Genomic DNA, 16,678 nt, shown 5'->3' with positions numbered 1-16,678 from the left:
TGCTAGAAATTGATAAATATAGATTGTAAGCGTTTTAATCATAGGACTGGGGGAATGGTTGTGAAAAAGGTAACAAAATTATTGCTGGTAGCCGGCATCTCTTTGGCTGTTGTAGGCGTAGGAAACAGCGGCGCTCTGAACAATGTATCTTCAGCTGCAAGCGCACCGCTTAAGGTTGGCCGGGTAGAAGCTGCTGCTCATGGCACGAAATGCTTCACTGTGGCAGTTGCCGTAGTCCAAAATGGTGTAATCGTAGCCGCTTCACTGGACGACTATCAATTCCTGGGCTCCGACGTGGCAACGGGAGTGCCTAACTCGGACAAGGACTTCGGACAGAACTACAAAGATCCTGCAATGGTCCTGGCTTCCAAGAAAGCCAATGCCAAATATTATAGCGAACATATGAAAGAAGAAGCCAAATCTACGGTTTCTTATGACAAGAACATGGCTGCCATTGAGAAATATGCAACGGGCAAAACAATCAAGTCGCTTGAAGCTACACTGGCTGCAAAGAGCAAAGAGCAAATGGTTGACGCTGTAAGCGGAGCTACTCTTGTAGATACTCAAGGCTACCTGAAAGCTATTGTAGCTGCTGCCAAGGCTGCCAAGTAAGTGCAGTAAGCCATTAATGTAATCATTAATACACAAACTCCTCCACGGTTACGGCTGTGAAGGAGTTTTTTTGCGTTTACACTTTTATAGTTTTCGCGATCACACCCAGCCGAACAACCGGGCAGTCTGGGCAACGGCGAAGGTTACCGCAATAGCGATTCCGAGCGGGATGACCGCAGAGAGCACGGCCCATTTCATACTCCGGGTTTCTTTATAAATATTGATAAGCGTGGTGCCGCATGGATAGTGAAGCAGAGAGAACAGCATCATATTGAGCGCGGTCAGCCAGGTCCAGCCATGACTAAGGAAAATATCCTTGATGCCGCCGAGGCCATCGATATCGACCATCGCGCCGGAGGACATATATCCCATAAGCAGGATCGGCAGTACGATTTCATTGGCTGGCAGTCCCAGGATGAATGCCATAATAATGAAGCCGTCCAGACCCAGCAAATGCGCAAAGGGATCAAAAAAAGCAGCCATGTGGTTAAGTACGCTGTCTCCTCCGATCATCACGTTGCCCAGAATCCAGGTGATGATCCCCGCCGGTGCTGCGACGACGATTGCCCGGGTCAGCACGTTCAGGGATTTTTCTTTGGAGGAGATCAATATGGTTTTCCAAATTTGTGGACGGCGGTATGGCGGAAGCTCCAGTGTGTAATGAGTGGGTACTCCGCGCAGCGCAGTTTTTGACATGACCCAGGAGACGCTCAAGGTGACAATGATACCGATCAGGACGATGCCCATCAGCACCAATGCAGTTGATAATGTATGCAGTGCGCCTGTTGCTGCACCTCCTACCATGAACAGGGAAGAGAGCAAAATCAGCGTCGGCCAGCGTCCGTTGCAGGGTACGAAGTTATTGGTCAGGATGGCCAGCATCCGTTCCCGGGGGGACTCGATAATGCGGGTGGAGAGAATGGCAGCGGCATTGCAGCCAAAGCCCATCGACATGGTCAGGGCCTGCTTACCGTGGCCGCCGGACTTTTTGAACAGCCGGTCCATGTTGAACGCCACGCGCGGCAGATAACCGAAATTCTCCAGCAGGGCAAACACCGGGAAGAAAATCATCATGGGCGGCAGCATGACACTGATTACCCAGGAGGTTCCGCGGTACAGTCCAAGCACGAGTACGCCATGCAGCCAGGCAGGTGCGCTCAACGCCTCAAAACCCGCCGTCAGATAGCCTTCAATCCAGCCGAAAAAGGAAGCGAGCCATCCTGAAGGATAGTTGGCACCTGCAATTGTTATCCAGAACACGAGGCCGAGGGCGGCGAGCATAATGGGGAAACCCCAGATTTTGGAGGTGACGATATGATCCAGCTTATAGGTGCTGGCGAGCTTCTTCTGGTCCTTGTAGGTCACAGAGTCACGGCAGATACCGGCCGACACCCCGTAGATTCCACTGACAATTTCGTCCCGGATAGCCCCTTTGTCAGCCAGCTTCTTCGCGAAGGGCAGCAGGGAATCCATGGCGTCCGTTCCCTTAATGACATGCGGTGACTCCATGACCCACAACCTCCTTTGCTGCGGAAATATTTGTGCGTCCCATATGGGCTTTAAGTGACGTAAGCAGGCTGTCGTCACCGTCCAGCAGCCGGAGGGCAATCCAGCGCGCCGGATATCTTGTGCCAATGGCTTGCTCGACCATGGGGATCAGCTCGGCGATGCCCTGTTCAATTTCGTCACTATAACTGATGCGAAGCGGCTGTGCTGTAAAAGCGCCAGTGGCGACACGCTCGATCTGATCCAGAAGAGCATCAATACCGATTTTGCCTCTGGCGGATATGGCCACAACCGGAACCCCGAGCCGCTTCGAGATCGCCTTCACATTGATGTCGATACCCAGTCTGCGGGCTTCATCGATCAGGTTGATGCAGATCACGGCCCGCCCGGTAATCTCCAGTACCTGCAGCGCGAGGTTTAGATTGCGTTCCAGCGAAGTCGCGTCCAGAACTACAAGCGTCACATCCGGTTCCTCAAAAATGATGAAATCCCTGGCCGCCTCTTCGTCGGCGGAATTGGAGTACAGCGAATAGGTGCCCGGAAGGTCGACTGCGCGGTAAGTGTGGTTATTGTGGGTGAATTCACCTTCGGCCGAAATGACGGTTTTGCCCGCCCAGTTGCCGGTGTGCTGACGCAGTCCGGTCAGAAGATTGAAAAGCGTACTTTTACCCGTATTGGGGTTGCCGGCAAAAGCCACAGTAAATGGATTCATTCGTCTCCACCTCCAATCAAAGTTCCGTAGATTAATTGACTTTCTTCGCGCCGCAGCGCAATCGTTGTATTGCTCACGCGGAATGCCGTAGGGTCGCCCAGAGGGCTGCGCCGCAGCACCTCTACCGCGTTACCGACGACAAATCCGAGATCCAGCAGTCTTCTCCGCAGCACCCCCTGCACTTCGATGCCGCTAATCACGAGTTTGCTGCCATTCACCGCCTCAGACAATGGAATTAGAGCTCCAGCCATAACTTCCCCTACTTTCATATTAGAAATTAGTACATATTGTGCACTAAGGATAGATTCTTGTAGTGTGCCACAATAGTAGTATACGTAAATAAATTTGTCCCTGCAACAAAAAAGTTTCCCTAGGGAAAAATAAAAGAGGAATAATTACAAAATGCGGGCTGAAGTGGTCATTATATGGGAAGGGGGATTAAATGTGGATAGAAAAACAAAAACAAGCACTCAGACCTTTTAGGGTCCCGGGTGCTTGTTTTTGCTCAAAAATAAGGATTAATAGGCTTCACGCCGTTTCTGTTTGCTTGCAGCTATCTATTATTTGCTTGCAGTATCGATTTGACCTGAGCCATAAGTGTCAAACCAGCCTTTTATCGTGTTGAAATCACTGCTGAAGGAAAGACTTAACAGCAATAGAATGCGGGCATGTGCGGCGTTTAAGTTGTCTCCGGCAATAATGCCATCGGCGCTTGTGTAGTTACTGCCGGAACCCGTACGGGTTGTTGCAACAAAGATAACACCTTTCTCTTTAATCGCCTTCGTCCGGGCTTCTCCCATTGCTTTAGAAATTCCCCCGGCTCCTGTGCCGGCAGTAACAATTCCCTTTGCGCCGTCCTCAACAAAACCAGTGATGGCTCCAGCCCCGGCATCTTGATAAGAATAGGCAATCTCCACCTTCGCCAGGCTGGATGCAGAAATTTTACTCAAATCAAAAGGTGTTGCCCATTTATCTTCACTCATGAGTGATCTGGCATTGGAGCGGTATATGCGGATATTTTTTTCGTCGATATATCCCAGCATCCCAAGCTTAGGTGTTTCAAAAGTATCCGTGCGGTAAGCATTCGTTTTAGTAACTTCTCTTGCCGCATGGAATTCATCATTCAGCATCAGAACGGTTCCGTAATACTTCGTTTTTCCACTTGCAGCCAGCTTGATGGCATTGTATAAATTGGCCTGAGCATCGCTGCCGATAACTGTCCAGGGGCGCATTGAACCTGTAATCACAACGGGTTTGGGGCTGCGCACTGTGAGATCAAGGAAATAAGCGATTTCCTCCATCGTGTCTGTACCTGTCGTTACGACGACTCCATCCTGTGTCTTAAGCGCTTCATCGACTTTTAAGGAAAGACTGTATAATTGCTGCATTGAGTAAGAGCCGGAACCTGCATTACCAAATTGATAGCTGGAGACTTCAGCGATTTGATCTTTATTGGGCAGCGCTTTAACCATATCTTCCATTAATAAAGTGCCTGCCTTATAATTTTGAAAGCTTGTTTCATCAACAGATTGGCCTGCGATGGTGCCCCCGGTTGCAATAACCTGTACCTTGGGCAGTTTGATTGCGGATTGAGTAGATACGACGGTTCCCTGGACTACAGCCTCAGCTGCATAGGTGCTTGAGACCGGAAACATGGTGACAGTTGGAAAAAGCGAACCTAGAGCCAGTCCAGCAGTTAAAGCAGTTTTCAGCCATATTGATTTGGATAATGACATAAATTCAACCCCCCAGAGTATGTATAATTATTCATATGTGTCATTAAAACTAACATATATAAATAATTATTAAGGGGATTATATCTACATGTTATGTTTTATGGCAAACATATAACATGATTAAGAATGCGCTTTAATATACCGTTTTATTGTTTGCAAGCCTGATTATCACCTAATATCACTCTTTATTAAAATTAAAATAAAATTTAAGGTTCCTAGTCGCCAAATTCCAGAGTGCGGCCGGTCTCGGCCAGGGTTTTGATATTGCTCAGAATATGCCACCAGGCGCTGTCACTGGCTGCATAAGAAGGGTCGTCCGGATGCCAGCTATCGTGTATTAATGTCAGCCGGGTGCAGCCGCCTGCCACTTCCAGCTGCCAGGAGATACGGGATTCGTAGTTTTCCCGGTTTTTGAGATAGGATGGGCCAACCTTGTGTGTGAAGCTTAAGATCTTCTCCGGGACGTATTCCAGCACCGTTCCGTATACATGCACTGTCTCGTCACCCTCGGCTCCGGGACCCACATATTCCAGCAGCTCCCCTGGCTTGAAGCTGGAGCGGATTACGCTGCCATAATAGATTTGCTTGACCTGCCCCGGCGAAACCAGTGTGTCCCACACCTGAGCCGGGGTGCCGGCAATATAAAATTCATATTTCAATTCGTTCATTTCAATCGTTCCTCCTTGAAAGTATATTCATAAACCTTAACCCTGCCTCCACTATACAAAAGGATCACTGACAGATACGGTCAGTGATCCTAAGAAAGACATTATGTAAGATGAACTTGAGAATGGATTCCGCTATTATGAGCCTAACATTCTCAAGTTCACGTTCTATGCTGAATAATATGCCGCTAGTTCTGCGGTCACCGCTGCGAGCTTCTGCTTCAGGGCAGCAGGCTCAAGGATGGTCAGCGCTTTGCCATAAGGCAGCAGAAAGTATGGAGCGTAGCTGTACAGGGTGGCTTCATCCAGCAGGAAATTTGCTGTATCTGCACTGCGCTGCTCCAGCGTATGACCGAACAGCCAATGGCTGCAAAGATCATTTAGTACTCCCTCTGAGGCTGAAATGACAACTGCAGTCAGCTTTGCCGGATTGTCATAACCGGGCAGAAGGCTCTGCAGCAGGAACTCACGTGCCGAGAAGCTGGCGGGGCGGAGAAAGGTTTCCCCCGTTCTCCGCAGGCCAGTGATCCGGTCTACCCGGAAGCTGCGAATTTCCTGACGCTTATGGCAGAAGCCGGTCAGGTACCATTGGCCTTTCCACAGGACCAGGCCATAGGGATCTATACCGCGGGAGGAAGGGGGAGACCCGTTGCCCTTGCGGTAATCCATTTCCACCATCAGGCTGTCTGCTGTACAAGTCTCAAGCTCTTCCAGCAGTTGCGCAAGCGGAGCGGCCGGTGAATGGAGCGTCTCCAAACCGCTCTCATGACGCTCCATTTGCGACAGCTGTTCGGCATTGCTGTAACGCTTAAGCTTGGCAATCGCTCCATCCAGCGCTTGCTCATAAGGATATCCGCTTCCCCGTGCGAAGGCCGAAGCCTGGACAAGCGCCCGCCGTTCCCCGGCGTCGAAGAACAGCGGAGCTGAGCTGAAATGCTCCGGGAGACTATAACCGCCTCCCGGACCGGCATCTGCGATTACGGGGACACCGCTGGCGCAGAGGGCGTCAATATAGCGGTAGACCGAGCGGACACTCAGCTCCAGCTCTTCGGCCAGCTCTGCAGCAGTTCTCTTGCGCTGCTGCAGCATCCATAGAATCGACAACATGTAATCGGCTTTGGACATGAGTCCGGAACCTCCTTGTACATTGGCTTATTCATTGATTATAGCCAGTGTACCTGTAGAACAGTTTGTCGTCCAACCGGTGATACCTGTTACACCATCATTTTCTTCAGACTCTGAATATACCGGGACCGGACAATAATAAAGTATAGAGTTTGCAGAGCCAAAAAGGCTGCGGCCGTCACTAGGACCGGTACAGTGACATTGTCTATGTTAATCTGATTCAGCACCGGACGGAGCACTACTAGGGTCTGCACCGCAGCAATAACCATAGGAATATAGAATAGCAGGGCGATTTGCCGGGTCGCGGAAGCCGACATTTCTTTGACGCTCAGGCCAATTTTGGACAAAGAATGATACATCCGCATATCTGCATTCAACTCGGTATGCAGCTTGAAATAGAGGAAGCTTGCAGACGAGAGCGAGAAGATCAGCGCGATGAAGATGCCGATGAAGCTGAGCATGGACGTTGCCTGTTTGGAAGCCATATAGTTGTCTGCCCGGGTGCTGATTGAGGTATCCCAGTTGTCATTCGCATGGTTCCGGTCCAGGCTCCACTTCACCAGTGCACCCGAAAGGACAGACTCCTGTTCATCCGCCTGCGGTAGAGCCTCACCCCATGCCGGGACACTGTAGTAATAGTTCTCTATCCGGGAGGAACTGCCGGAAGAAGCTGCTGCTTGCTTATAGAACCCGTCACTCACAATCAATACAGGTGAATTAAATTGGCCGAATGGCATCGCCTTTGGCTCCTGAACCTGTTTCAAGTCTAGTGTCCGTTCATTCGGGGCAGGTACTACGATATTCTGACCTGACTCATAATCATAGTTGTCATATTGCGGATTCAGAATCAGCACCGCTTCCCCATCCGTTAGAGGAGGCAGGCCTGCAGACCTGGTTTGCTTGGCGAGCTCGTTATAGCGGAAGAGGGGAAGCAGTTGAACGCTGTTGGACTCACTCTTGCGTTTGTCCATGATGGAGCTGCGGATGAATTCAACCTTGTTCTCGGTATATTCGATTCCGGCTTTATCCAGACTGCTCCGGATTTCCTGCAGTCCTGTGTCAGCATAGGGAGCCGTATCTTTATAGAGGGTATAGATGACAGCAAACGGGCTGTTCATATAGCTCATCCGGTTGGCTTGGCCGATGGATAATAGTAGACTTGCAGCCATACAGGCCACAGAGGTAACGACTGTGACCATAAACAGCATACGGGCGTTGTCCTTGATCTTGTAGCTCATCTCGGAAATCCATAGCAGATTGGTTCCCCGCCATACCCGTTTGCGGCTGAGCTTCAGCAGACGCATACCCAGCACGGACAGCTGCGAATAGAAGAAATAGGTGCCGGGAATCCCCGTAACAGCAGCTGCCAGCAGAGATAGAGGGGATAAGGGACTCCAGATGGCGTAGGCGCCGGCGGTCAACAGAGCTACCCCGAGGAAAGACAGCAACCAGGAGACTTTGGGCTCTTTTTTGGGCTTTACATTGCCTTTCAGCAGCTCAAGCACCTGATTTTTGCGGATGAACAGCAGTGTGAACAGGGAGTTGACCAGGAACAGGGCCATAAAAGCAACCGAGGTCGTAATTAACGCCTTCACCGGCCAATAAAACGGCAGATTGTCCACACCCATCGCAGTGGTACTGAGCAGCAGAAACAGCTTCGACAGCAGCATCCCGGCAGCCATCCCGGTTACGATTGACAGCAGGCCGATCAGCATGTTTTCCAGCAGAATCAGCCTGTTGATCTGTCCCGGATGTGCACCAAGGATCATGAGAATACCAAATTCCTGGTTCCGAAGCTTAAGAAAGGCGCTGATTGAATACAGCACGAAGAAGAAAGCAAAGGTGAACACGATATAGGAAGCAATCTTCATCCCGGCTGCCGAATTCGCTCCCATCTCTACAGACGCAACGCCAGGATGATACATGAACACTGAATACGAGAAGAAGATCATGACCATGAAGGCGCTGCTGAGAAAAAAGGCCATATACGCCCGCGCATTACGCCGCACATTATTAAACGCGAATTGAGGAAAGCTCATGCGTATTCCCTCCCCAGAATGAAAGTGTGTCGATAATCTTCTGAAAGAAGGCCTGGCGGTTGTCTCCGCGGTGAATTTCCGCAGCCAGCTTGCCGTCCTTGATGAAAACGATGCGGTTGCAATAGCTCGCCGCCAGCGGGTCATGCGTGACCAGCATTAGTGTGGTGCCTTCCTGGCGGTTGATGTCCTCCAGCGACTCCATCACCATCCGTGAAGAATGGGAATCCAGCGCACCTGTGGGTTCGTCGGCCAGGATCATTGCGGGGGAAGTGATAATCGCCCGGGCGATGGCCGTCCGCTGACGTTGTCCGCCGGAGATTTCATAGGTCCGCTTATTCAGGATATCCTTGATATTCAGCCGGTCCGAAACCTTGTTCAGCAAAGAATCCATCTCGGCCAGCTTGCGGTTGTCCAGGGTCAAGGGGAGAACTATATTTTCGGCTACAGTCAATGTCTCCAGAAGATTGAAATCCTGAAAGACAAACCCAAGCTGCCTGCGGCGGAACAGGGCCAGTTCCTTCTTGTTCATGAGATAGGGATTGCTTCCCCCAATCTTGACCACTCCAGAAGTGGGCTGGTCAATGGTGGAAACCATGTTGAGCAGGGTTGTTTTCCCGCTGCCCGAGGGTCCCATAATGCCAACGAACTCGCCTTGTTCCATGCTGAGGTGAATATCGGTAAGGGCTTGTGTAATGACTTTGCCTGGATATATTTTATTCAGAGCGGTTACTTCGAGTACATTCATTCCATCCATTCCTTCCTGCCGGAAACATGAGTGTCACCCCAATCTTCAGGGTGCGACTGTGCTTAATGTTTCGCCTCTGTTTCCGAGTGTACAGGATGGGGCACTAGTAAGCTATGGTTTTACCTTAACGTATCCTTACAGTCCATTTAAGGTTATGTTCGTACTTTAAGAGGGAGGACGCGCAAATCTGCTGCGCAGCAGGATGGAAAGGGCCAGCAGTAGAGGAATTGCCACCTGGAATATTGGATCGATCCTCAGACTTGGTCCCAGGCCGATAGCAATATGTTGCGTGTAGTCCCTCTCCAGGAAGGAAGCACCATAAATGACCGCGCCTATGGGGAATACCCACCATTTCGCTGGTTTTCCGGTCAGCTCCGCTACTGCCTTTACAGAACAGAAGAAGAACAGCATCATCTTAATCAGCAGGCCGACGAAGAGCTGGACGGTAACCAGAATATCCAGGCGTTCGATGAACTTCAGACTGGACAAGGTGCGTACCGATTTTAAAAAGGGCAGCTGGCTGATTCCTGCGACCGTGGGTCCGAGGACGGCTACATTCAGCGCGTTCATGAAGATCAGGAATATACTGATCAGGAGATAGGCCACTAAAGTGTTTTTTACGGGAACCCCCGGCTTGTCCCATAAGGACCATAACATCAGGAATACAATCATCTGTCCGAAGGGAAAGGAGATTAAATCGGGAAGCGCGGCGTCTGCAATCGGCTTGAATCCATTCTCGAATACAGGTGTCAAACGGCTGAAATCCAGGGAGCCCATGATTCCGAGCAACAGAACAAGCAGGAGATAGAAGAACAGTACCATCGGCAGCAGGACCTCGGGCAGGCGGAAGACAACCTCGGCCCCTTTCCAAATCGCATAAATGGCAATCCCGACAAAAATCAGCATCGTAATGGACATCGGTGATCTTGGCAGCATGGTAAGCGCCGTGAGTTCACCCAAGTCACGGACATTGCGCATCGACTGATAGGCAAAATACATGCTGTAGATTCCCCCGATTACAGAACCGGCATAACGTCCAAAATGGAAAGTAAGCATGCCGATAAGGTCTGTATTCAGCGAACGTTGCTGAATCCACATCAGAAGCATAAGCAGGATAAAGCCGGCTATCGAGCCGGTGCACATAGCGAGCCAGGAGTCCTGCTTGGCCTTGCCGCCAAGCAGAAACAGCGGGGTGCTGCCGATCTCAAACAGCATGATCATGAACGAGATTTGCAGGGCGGACACCTGTTCCTTTTGTTGCATGACGGGAATCAACCTCCTAACCATTTGATCATTGCTCTGCCCACAGGCTGGAAGAAAGCTATGTACAGGCTGGACACGCCCAGATGCGGAGTTCTGGTAATGCCGCAAATATTAACGTAGGCACAGTAAACCAATATACAGCCGTACCACAGCCTGTGCAGCTGGCGCTTCTTTCCCTTCAGCATGGTGCAGCCCCGCCAGAATACGAGGATATAGAGCCCCAGAATTACAGCTATACTCATAGATAAGCTCCTTTATTTCTCGTGAACAGATTCGAAGGATTTATTGCTGAGTCCTGTCCGCTCAATTTCCATCGAAACATGGGGCCGGATTTCAATCTCCTGGAATGTGCTGTCCCAGTTCTTGTCCTTCTTAATTTGTTTGAAGCGTTTGCGGTCACTGCGGTGTATTCTGACCGCGAAACCTGTAACGTCAGCCCCCAGCGTTCTGACTTCCTTCCAGGAATTGTTCACCAGCTCCAGCACCTGCTGTTCAATGGAATGTTCCATTTCTGTAATTGAAGCACGATCGTTCAAATCCATAACGCTGCCAACTTCGGTTAGTACACCGCTGCCTTTGATATCCAAATCTATCACGTAATGGTCCTGTTCCCACTTGGGATGAACGACAGTTTTGGATTTTTGGATGATATAAGAGGCATCCGGCTTGTCGCCGGATTTGGGCTTCGAAGAGAAGGCTATGGTAGCTGTCTTAATCTTGTCCGTCATGAAGGACAAGCCAAACGCCTCCCTTTGACTTAGCCAGCCGATCAGCTTATCCCCCTTCAGTACACCCAGTCTCCCCAGGGCCAGCCGGGTCTGCAGATCTGTCCGCCCGGTTTCTGTCGTTTCATCCATAATCTCCGGTCCGGTAAGCAGAATCTCCGGAATGACTGCACTGCCAGATTCAGAGGATAGGGCCATCGCCAGTTCGAACATTCGTATTCCTGGATAATAGGAGAGCAGCCGGGATTCCTGTTCGATCATCAGCTGGATGCCGGACCCCTGGTTTTTGGTCAGCTGCATGAGCTGATCCAGAATATTGCCGCCTTCCCCCTTGGCAATAAATACATAGACGGTTTCCCGGGCATCCTGCTTGCGCAGGAACATATCAATTAATTGGTTAACACCATGCCTGGCGACACTTTCTCCAAGCACGGTAATCCGTGAATGGGAGAAGAACATTTCACGGGTGCTGGTCAGGTTGGTTTTTTCAATCGCTTCCATAATGGTCTTCCCCTTGACTGTAAAGGTGACAAATGGAGGCGAACTGGAGCTTCCGCCTCCACTGGCCCCCATACCGCTGGCACCAGAAGAGGGGTTGATGACCTGGTAGGTAGCCTTCCACTGGTTATCCTCCCAGTCATATGCCGAACCGGAAGTAATGCCAAGCTCACTCAGCTCCCGGTCGTCCCAGCAGCCGGTCAGCAGAGTGGATATGAGGGGAAGGCACAGCAGGGGAATGAGGATTTTTTTGTGAATATTCAAGTGTCCCATCCTTTCTGCTTAGGCTTGCCCTTCTTGAACCGGTCCAGTCCGATCGCCCCCAAAGGAACGAGTACATTGAAGAGGAAAAAGACGATGAACCGTCCTTCCTTGTTATAGAGGTTCAATTTCTCTGTGCTCTGCCAGGTATACAGACACTCCAGAACGATGAGCAGACCCAGGGCACCGATGAACGGCCGGCTGCTGCCCACCCTGAAGGTTTGCTTGAAGCACTCTACGGTAGCAAACAGGAAGATTGAAAACTTCAGATAAATGGACATCACCCAGTAGGAAATAAAAAGAATATCGAGCTTCTCGATAAATCTTCCGAGATGTACAACACTGGCTGCTGAGAATCCGGGATAAGCACTGAGTTTGATAAAATCAGGGCCAAAGACCATGAGCGTCGTAATCAAAGAAAACATCATCAGGATGGCGACAAAAGTCAGGCCACTCCAGCCGATGATCCGGGCTCGCTGCGGATCTTTCAGATATGGCGCCAGGAACAGCAGCACCGCAACCTCGGACATCCATGTGGTTGGTGTAATACTGGCGAGCGTCAGCTCGGCCAGAGAATGATCAAACATTGGCAACAAATGGTGCACATTCATTTCATTGGACAGTCCGAACAGATACAGCGGTACGAAAAACACAAAGAGCAATATCACAAGACTGTTCACTCGCGCAATGGCTTCCAGTCCTTGTCTTACCATATAGATGGTAATGAGCAGGATCAGTGTGCACAGTATCGAAATTGGCGTATTGACCAGCACATTGTCCTTCAGGAAATTGACGAATTCACGCAGTATGGTTGAGGTAGTGTCCAGGTAAAACTGCAGCATCAAGAGGCCCAGGACCGTACCGATAACAGGCGAGCTTTTCTCGCCGACCCATGTGAGAAATGGAGCGCCGTTGGTGCGGCGGACGGCGCTGCCGACAAGGGCTGCGATAAGGAGGCCGAAGAAAGTGGATAGCAGAATGGCCAGCGGCGCATCCTGTTCCGCATAGTTGCTGATGATCACGGGCAGCACGACGGTCGCTGTTGGCAGAATTGTATTGATAATCAGCATGGCTGCCTGGGTGGTGCCGATTTTTCCATTCATGCGGGGTCCTCCCCTTGTGGTTTGGGCTGCCCGGACTTTACCTGGCTATTCTTGCCTTCCGCCGGCTTGGGCTTCTGATCTGGGCCCTGTCTGCGTGTTTCCTTGCCAAGGTTGGTCTTGGGACGCATCGCCATGCTCCAGAGAGGAACACGGATTAAGATATCCTTAAGATAACGAGGAACCATCGGTGCAACTGGTGACAGGTACGGCACACCAAACGAGCGCAGTCCGGCCATGTGAATCAGCAGCACCATCAGAAAGGACATGATGCCAAAGAGTCCCAGTGTCGCGGCGATAAACATCATCACAAAACGGATGAGCCGGATGGAGTTGGCGATGGCCAGTGAAGGAATCACAAAGTTGGATATCGCCGTAAAAGAAACCACAATAACCATAGCGGCGGAGACGAGTCCCGCCTGAACGGCAGCCTGCCCCAGCACCAGTGCGCCGACAATGGATATCGCCGGGCCGATGGTGCGCGGCATGCGGACTCCGGCTTCGCGCAGAACATCAAAGGTCAGCTCCATAAGCAGCGCCTCCGCCAGCGCCGGCAGCGGGACCCCTTCCCGCTGGGCAGCGAGGCTGATTAGCAGGGTGGTCGGCAGCATTTCCTGATGAAAGGTAGTAACGGCAATATATAGAGCAGGCAGCAGCATGGATACAAAAAAGGCCCCATAGCGGATCAGCCGCAGGAAAGAAGAAATATCATAACGCTGATAGTAGTCCTCGCTGGACTGAAAAAAGTTGAAAAACGTAGACGGCGCAAGCAGTGCAAAGGGTGTGCCGTCAATGATGATCCCGATTTGGCCTTCCAGAAGGCCTCCGGCCATCGCATCCGGGCGTTCCGTATTCTGTATCGTCGGAAAGGGTGTCAGACCGCCGTCCTGGATGAACTCTTCAATATAATTGCTCTCCAGAATGCTGTCCGTATTGATCGCGTTCAGGCGGCGGCGGACTTCTTTCAGCACCTGCTCACTTGCGATGCCTTCCAAATAGACCAGAGCCACCCCGGTCTGGGTGCGCTGGCCGATTTTATACTCTTCGATACGCAGATCGGAGGTTTTGAGTCTGCGCCGCAGCATGGAAGTACCTGTCCGCAGGCTCTCGGTGAAGCCCTCTTTGGGACCACGGATGACACCCTGAGAGGTCGGCTCGTTGATGCTGCGTTTCTCCCAGCCCGAGGTATCAGCGGCCAGTGCCATCTGGAGTCCATCGAACAGGATTAGAGTATAGCCGTCGAAGAGCATGGACAGGAGCGCTTCCTGCGTTTTTCCTTCTTTGACGCCCCCAATGGGCAGGATTTGATCCTTGATCATACTGAAGGCATCTGTGGCAGTGATCGATTCACTCTTTAGGGTGACCGTTTCCAGTAAGGGCTGAAGCACAGTTTGATTGACCACATCGGCGTTGACCAAGCCGTCAATATATACAAAAGCCAGCGCTAGCGAGCTTAAAGACTCGTTGGTGAATCTGCGGAAGACGACATCCGAGCTTTGGCCGATCCGCTTGCCAAGCTCCTGCAAGTTCACCTCGAGTGAAGGATCAAGTGGAAGTGGGGCAGGCACGGAGTTCTCTGCGGGATCACTGGCATTTTTGCGGGCCGGCTTCTGTTTGTTTGCCATCGTAACGCCTCCGTTCTGCTGGAATCTGGATTCTTTGGCGTTATTATCCCCCGGTCCGCAATTCCTTATTCTGCCTGTATGAAAGAACGGTTCTTAGATCCTGCGTACAACAAAAACTCCGTTCGAAGCCGTGATGGCTGAGAACAGAGCCTTTGTCTGAAGATCTTGGCAAAGCCGGCTGCAGCTACTCTTTCAGTCTGGCAGTTCTGCTGAACGTGATGCTTACCGTAGTTCCTATCCCGGGCCGGGACTCCAGGCTGACGTTGTGTCCGAGACGGCCGCAAATCTCGCGGACCAGATGCAGGCCCATGCCTGTCGATTCATGATATTGCCGTCCGCGTTCACCCGTGAAATAAGGATTGAATACCCTTTTTAGATCTTCAGGTGAAATGCCGATGCCCTGATCCATAATCTCAAGAACGATGTCGTTGCCTCGCGTCTGAGCGGTGACTGCAACGGTTTTGCCCGAACCGGAAGTATAATTTACAGCATTGACAAGAATCTGTGTGAGCATGAACATTAGCCATTTGGCATCACTGTAGACAGATATACTCTCATCCACCCGGATGTCCGCTTTGATACCCCTGCGGATGAACAGTCTGCGGTTCTCGGCTACCGTTTCACTGACGATTCTGCGCAGAGGAATGTACTGAACCTGAAAATCATCTTCAAACCGTTCCAGACGGGAGGTGTAAATGACCATTTCCAGCCCCTTCCGCAGCCGCTCCAGCTCTTCCTGAATGCTGTTTGCCACCTCATCGTCGAGCTCCTGCAGGATAAGCTGGATAACGGACAATGGAGTCTTCATCTGGTGTACCCACCGGTTGATAAAAACGATATGCTGATCCATCCGGCTGATATGGGTCTGCAGCTGCTCCTGGTAGTGCCGGTGGGTAACCAGGAGAAGTTCGGTTATAGCTTCGGACAACGGCGCATCATCCAGCGGAGCGGGAAGCCCGCCAGGTGCGGCGGCCGGTTGGTCCAGACGGATGTATAGCTTATGATGCTGGATATATCTGAACACCAGATAGACTAAAAGGACAGCAGCGCTGAGTGCCATGCCGTACAGAATGATCGACAGAGGTCTGGATTCGCCGGACAGATAGTACAGAACCGGCACGAGGATCATCTGCAGCAGATAAAAGAGCAGCAGGGGAACTTGGTCTCTGAGAAACAGCCTCACAGTTCTTCTCCTGAAGCGCTCAGTCTATAGCCTGCGCCTCTGACCGTCTCCACGATGTCACCAAGCCCAAGGACCTTGAGCTTCCGCCGTACCCGTGTAATATACACATTTAATGTATTGTCATCAATAAAATGCTGATCCTCCCACATAAGGTCCAGCAGCCGTTCACGGGTGACCACACGCCCTTCCTTCAGGAGCAGGGCTTCTAGCAGAATGGCCTCCTTCTGGGTGAGCTCTGCAGATTGTCCGGCATACTGAATGATATACCGTTCGGGCAAAAGTGTAAGTCCACCCGCCTGCAGCTTGCGCTCATCCTGGTTCTGGGCATACGAACCGTAGGCTCTGCGCAGATGGCTGCGGATTTTGGCCAGCACCACCTCGTATTGAAATGGCTTGGTGATATAATCGTCGCCGCCATTCTCCAGAGCCATTACCTGATCCATTCCGCTGTCACGTGCCGAGATGAACAGGATCGGGCACAGCGAGGACTTGCGCAGCTGCCGGCACCAGTAGAATCCGTCATATCTGGGCAGGTTGACATCCAGCAGCACCAGACTAGGGTCAGCGTGTTCAAAGGTTTCCAGCACTCTGTTGAAATCTTCAACAATTATAATGCGAAAATCATATTTCGAAAGATACGCTCCCAGCAGATCTGCCAGCTTGGCGTCATCCTCAACAATCAAAATCGTTTCCATGAGCTCACTCCTTTATCCCCATATACAGTAACATGTTCAAGGAAAATCTTGCAAAGCCGACCGTCGTCTGGGTATTGCCGTTTGCCGGTTAAGGACTGAACACTTGAAGACCTAGGTTGCCGTTCACAGCAAAGCCTCCAAGGCTTCCGGTCCGAAGGACCGGTGCATGGAGGCTTATAGAATCAAGA

Annotated in this window: 16 protein-coding genes; 1 reads left to right on the top strand and 15 read right to left on the bottom strand. The window is 51.2% G+C overall.

Annotated features, from left to right (window positions below):
• Positions 1 to 60: 60 nt before the first annotated feature.
• Positions 61 to 612, top strand: a complete 552-nt coding sequence (locus ACTJKB_RS15885) for a hypothetical protein (protein WP_074083174.1) — start codon at positions 61 to 63, stop codon at positions 610 to 612.
• A gap of 99 nt (positions 613 to 711) precedes the next feature.
• Here ACTJKB_RS15885 and ACTJKB_RS15880 read toward each other — a convergent pair whose 3' ends face one another.
• From ACTJKB_RS15880 to ACTJKB_RS15810, 15 genes are all read right to left on the bottom strand, one after another.
• Positions 712 to 2,121, bottom strand: a complete 1,410-nt coding sequence (locus ACTJKB_RS15880) for a nucleoside recognition domain-containing protein (RefSeq protein WP_440835226.1) — start codon at positions 2,119 to 2,121, stop codon at positions 712 to 714.
• Positions 2,099 to 2,830: a FeoB small GTPase domain-containing protein gene (locus tag ACTJKB_RS15875; protein WP_440835224.1), complete on the bottom strand. Its 732-nt coding sequence runs from the start codon at positions 2,828 to 2,830 to the stop codon at positions 2,099 to 2,101. Before ACTJKB_RS15875 ends, ACTJKB_RS15880 begins: the two co-directional genes overlap by 23 nt.
• Positions 2,827 to 3,081: a FeoA family protein gene (locus ACTJKB_RS15870; RefSeq protein WP_440835223.1), complete on the bottom strand. Its 255-nt coding sequence runs from the start codon at positions 3,079 to 3,081 to the stop codon at positions 2,827 to 2,829. Before ACTJKB_RS15870 ends, ACTJKB_RS15875 begins: the two co-directional genes overlap by 4 nt.
• Before the next feature lie 309 nt (positions 3,082 to 3,390).
• The gene (locus ACTJKB_RS15865) at positions 3,391 to 4,566 is read right to left on the bottom strand and encodes an asparaginase (protein WP_440835221.1); all 1,176 of its coding nucleotides are present in this window, start codon (positions 4,564 to 4,566) and stop codon (positions 3,391 to 3,393) included.
• A 215-nt stretch (positions 4,567 to 4,781) separates the two neighbouring features.
• Positions 4,782 to 5,234 (bottom strand): SRPBCC domain-containing protein, encoded by a 453-nt coding sequence (locus ACTJKB_RS15860; protein WP_440835219.1) that lies wholly within the window; start codon positions 5,232 to 5,234, stop codon positions 4,782 to 4,784.
• A gap of 165 nt (positions 5,235 to 5,399) precedes the next feature.
• The gene (locus tag ACTJKB_RS15855; RefSeq protein WP_440835218.1) at positions 5,400 to 6,356 is read right to left on the bottom strand and encodes a helix-turn-helix transcriptional regulator; all 957 of its coding nucleotides are present in this window, start codon (positions 6,354 to 6,356) and stop codon (positions 5,400 to 5,402) included.
• 89 nt (positions 6,357 to 6,445) lie between these two features.
• Positions 6,446 to 8,395, bottom strand: a complete 1,950-nt coding sequence (locus ACTJKB_RS15850) for an FtsX-like permease family protein (RefSeq protein ID WP_440835217.1) — start codon at positions 8,393 to 8,395, stop codon at positions 6,446 to 6,448.
• Complete coding sequence (locus ACTJKB_RS15845) at positions 8,370 to 9,140, bottom strand: ABC transporter ATP-binding protein (protein ID WP_440835215.1); 771 nt, start codon at positions 9,138 to 9,140, stop codon at positions 8,370 to 8,372. Before ACTJKB_RS15845 ends, ACTJKB_RS15850 begins: the two co-directional genes overlap by 26 nt.
• Before the next feature lie 165 nt (positions 9,141 to 9,305).
• On the bottom strand, positions 9,306 to 10,403 hold the full coding sequence (locus ACTJKB_RS15840) for a GerAB/ArcD/ProY family transporter (RefSeq protein WP_440835213.1): 1,098 nt from the start codon (positions 10,401 to 10,403) through the stop codon (positions 9,306 to 9,308).
• 8 nt (positions 10,404 to 10,411) lie between these two features.
• Positions 10,412 to 10,645 (bottom strand): hypothetical protein, encoded by a 234-nt coding sequence (locus ACTJKB_RS15835; RefSeq protein WP_440835212.1) that lies wholly within the window; start codon positions 10,643 to 10,645, stop codon positions 10,412 to 10,414.
• A gap of 12 nt (positions 10,646 to 10,657) precedes the next feature.
• The gene (locus tag ACTJKB_RS15830; RefSeq protein WP_440835210.1) at positions 10,658 to 11,890 is read right to left on the bottom strand and encodes a Ger(x)C family spore germination protein; all 1,233 of its coding nucleotides are present in this window, start codon (positions 11,888 to 11,890) and stop codon (positions 10,658 to 10,660) included.
• The gene (locus ACTJKB_RS15825) at positions 11,887 to 12,990 is read right to left on the bottom strand and encodes a GerAB/ArcD/ProY family transporter (RefSeq protein ID WP_440835209.1); all 1,104 of its coding nucleotides are present in this window, start codon (positions 12,988 to 12,990) and stop codon (positions 11,887 to 11,889) included. The genes ACTJKB_RS15830 and ACTJKB_RS15825 overlap by 4 nt, the downstream gene beginning before the upstream one ends.
• Positions 12,987 to 14,612 carry a spore germination protein gene (locus ACTJKB_RS15820; protein ID WP_440835207.1) on the bottom strand — a complete coding sequence of 542 codons (1,626 nt, stop codon included), beginning with the start codon at positions 14,610 to 14,612 and terminating at the stop codon, positions 12,987 to 12,989. The genes ACTJKB_RS15825 and ACTJKB_RS15820 overlap by 4 nt, the downstream gene beginning before the upstream one ends.
• Positions 14,613 to 14,796: 184 nt before the next feature.
• A complete protein-coding gene (locus ACTJKB_RS15815; protein WP_440835205.1) occupies positions 14,797 to 15,795 on the bottom strand; it encodes a sensor histidine kinase in 999 nt (332 codons plus the stop codon).
• Positions 15,792 to 16,490, bottom strand: coding sequence for a response regulator transcription factor (locus ACTJKB_RS15810; protein ID WP_440835201.1), 699 nt, complete (start codon positions 16,488 to 16,490; stop codon positions 15,792 to 15,794). Before ACTJKB_RS15810 ends, ACTJKB_RS15815 begins: the two co-directional genes overlap by 4 nt.
• Positions 16,491 to 16,678 lie beyond the last annotated feature (188 nt).

Origin of the sequence: Paenibacillus sp. 22594 (assembly GCF_052044425.1) — a bacterium.
Classification (GTDB): Bacteria; Bacillota; Bacilli; order Paenibacillales; family Paenibacillaceae; genus Paenibacillus_AQ.
Note: the sequence above shows the minus strand (reverse complement) of the source record. Positions and strands in the feature narration are given on the sequence as shown.

What these genes read in the sequence shown, in the direction of transcription:
- ACTJKB_RS15855 (WP_440835218.1), bottom strand. Translation starts at nt 6,356, where the DNA reads ATGTCCAAAGCCGATTACATGTTGTCGATTCTATGGATGCTGCAGCAG.
- ACTJKB_RS15875 (WP_440835224.1), bottom strand. Translation starts at nt 2,830, where the DNA reads ATGAATCCATTTACTGTGGCTTTTGCCGGCAACCCCAATACGGGTAAA.
- ACTJKB_RS15850 (WP_440835217.1), bottom strand. Translation starts at nt 8,395, where the DNA reads ATGAGCTTTCCTCAATTCGCGTTTAATAATGTGCGGCGTAATGCGCGG.
- ACTJKB_RS15820 (WP_440835207.1), bottom strand. Translation starts at nt 14,612, where the DNA reads ATGGCAAACAAACAGAAGCCGGCCCGCAAAAATGCCAGTGATCCCGCA.
- ACTJKB_RS15840 (WP_440835213.1), bottom strand. Translation starts at nt 10,403, where the DNA reads ATGCAACAAAAGGAACAGGTGTCCGCCCTGCAAATCTCGTTCATGATC.
- ACTJKB_RS15825 (WP_440835209.1), bottom strand. Translation starts at nt 12,990, where the DNA reads ATGAATGGAAAAATCGGCACCACCCAGGCAGCCATGCTGATTATCAAT.
- ACTJKB_RS15865 (WP_440835221.1), bottom strand. Translation starts at nt 4,566, where the DNA reads ATGTCATTATCCAAATCAATATGGCTGAAAACTGCTTTAACTGCTGGA.
- ACTJKB_RS15835 (WP_440835212.1), bottom strand. Translation starts at nt 10,645, where the DNA reads ATGAGTATAGCTGTAATTCTGGGGCTCTATATCCTCGTATTCTGGCGG.
- ACTJKB_RS15810 (WP_440835201.1), bottom strand. Translation starts at nt 16,490, where the DNA reads ATGGAAACGATTTTGATTGTTGAGGATGACGCCAAGCTGGCAGATCTG.
- ACTJKB_RS15860 (WP_440835219.1), bottom strand. Translation starts at nt 5,234, where the DNA reads ATGAACGAATTGAAATATGAATTTTATATTGCCGGCACCCCGGCTCAG.
- ACTJKB_RS15870 (WP_440835223.1), bottom strand. Translation starts at nt 3,081, where the DNA reads ATGGCTGGAGCTCTAATTCCATTGTCTGAGGCGGTGAATGGCAGCAAA.
- ACTJKB_RS15880 (WP_440835226.1), bottom strand. Translation starts at nt 2,121, where the DNA reads ATGGAGTCACCGCATGTCATTAAGGGAACGGACGCCATGGATTCCCTG.
- ACTJKB_RS15845 (WP_440835215.1), bottom strand. Translation starts at nt 9,140, where the DNA reads ATGAATGTACTCGAAGTAACCGCTCTGAATAAAATATATCCAGGCAAA.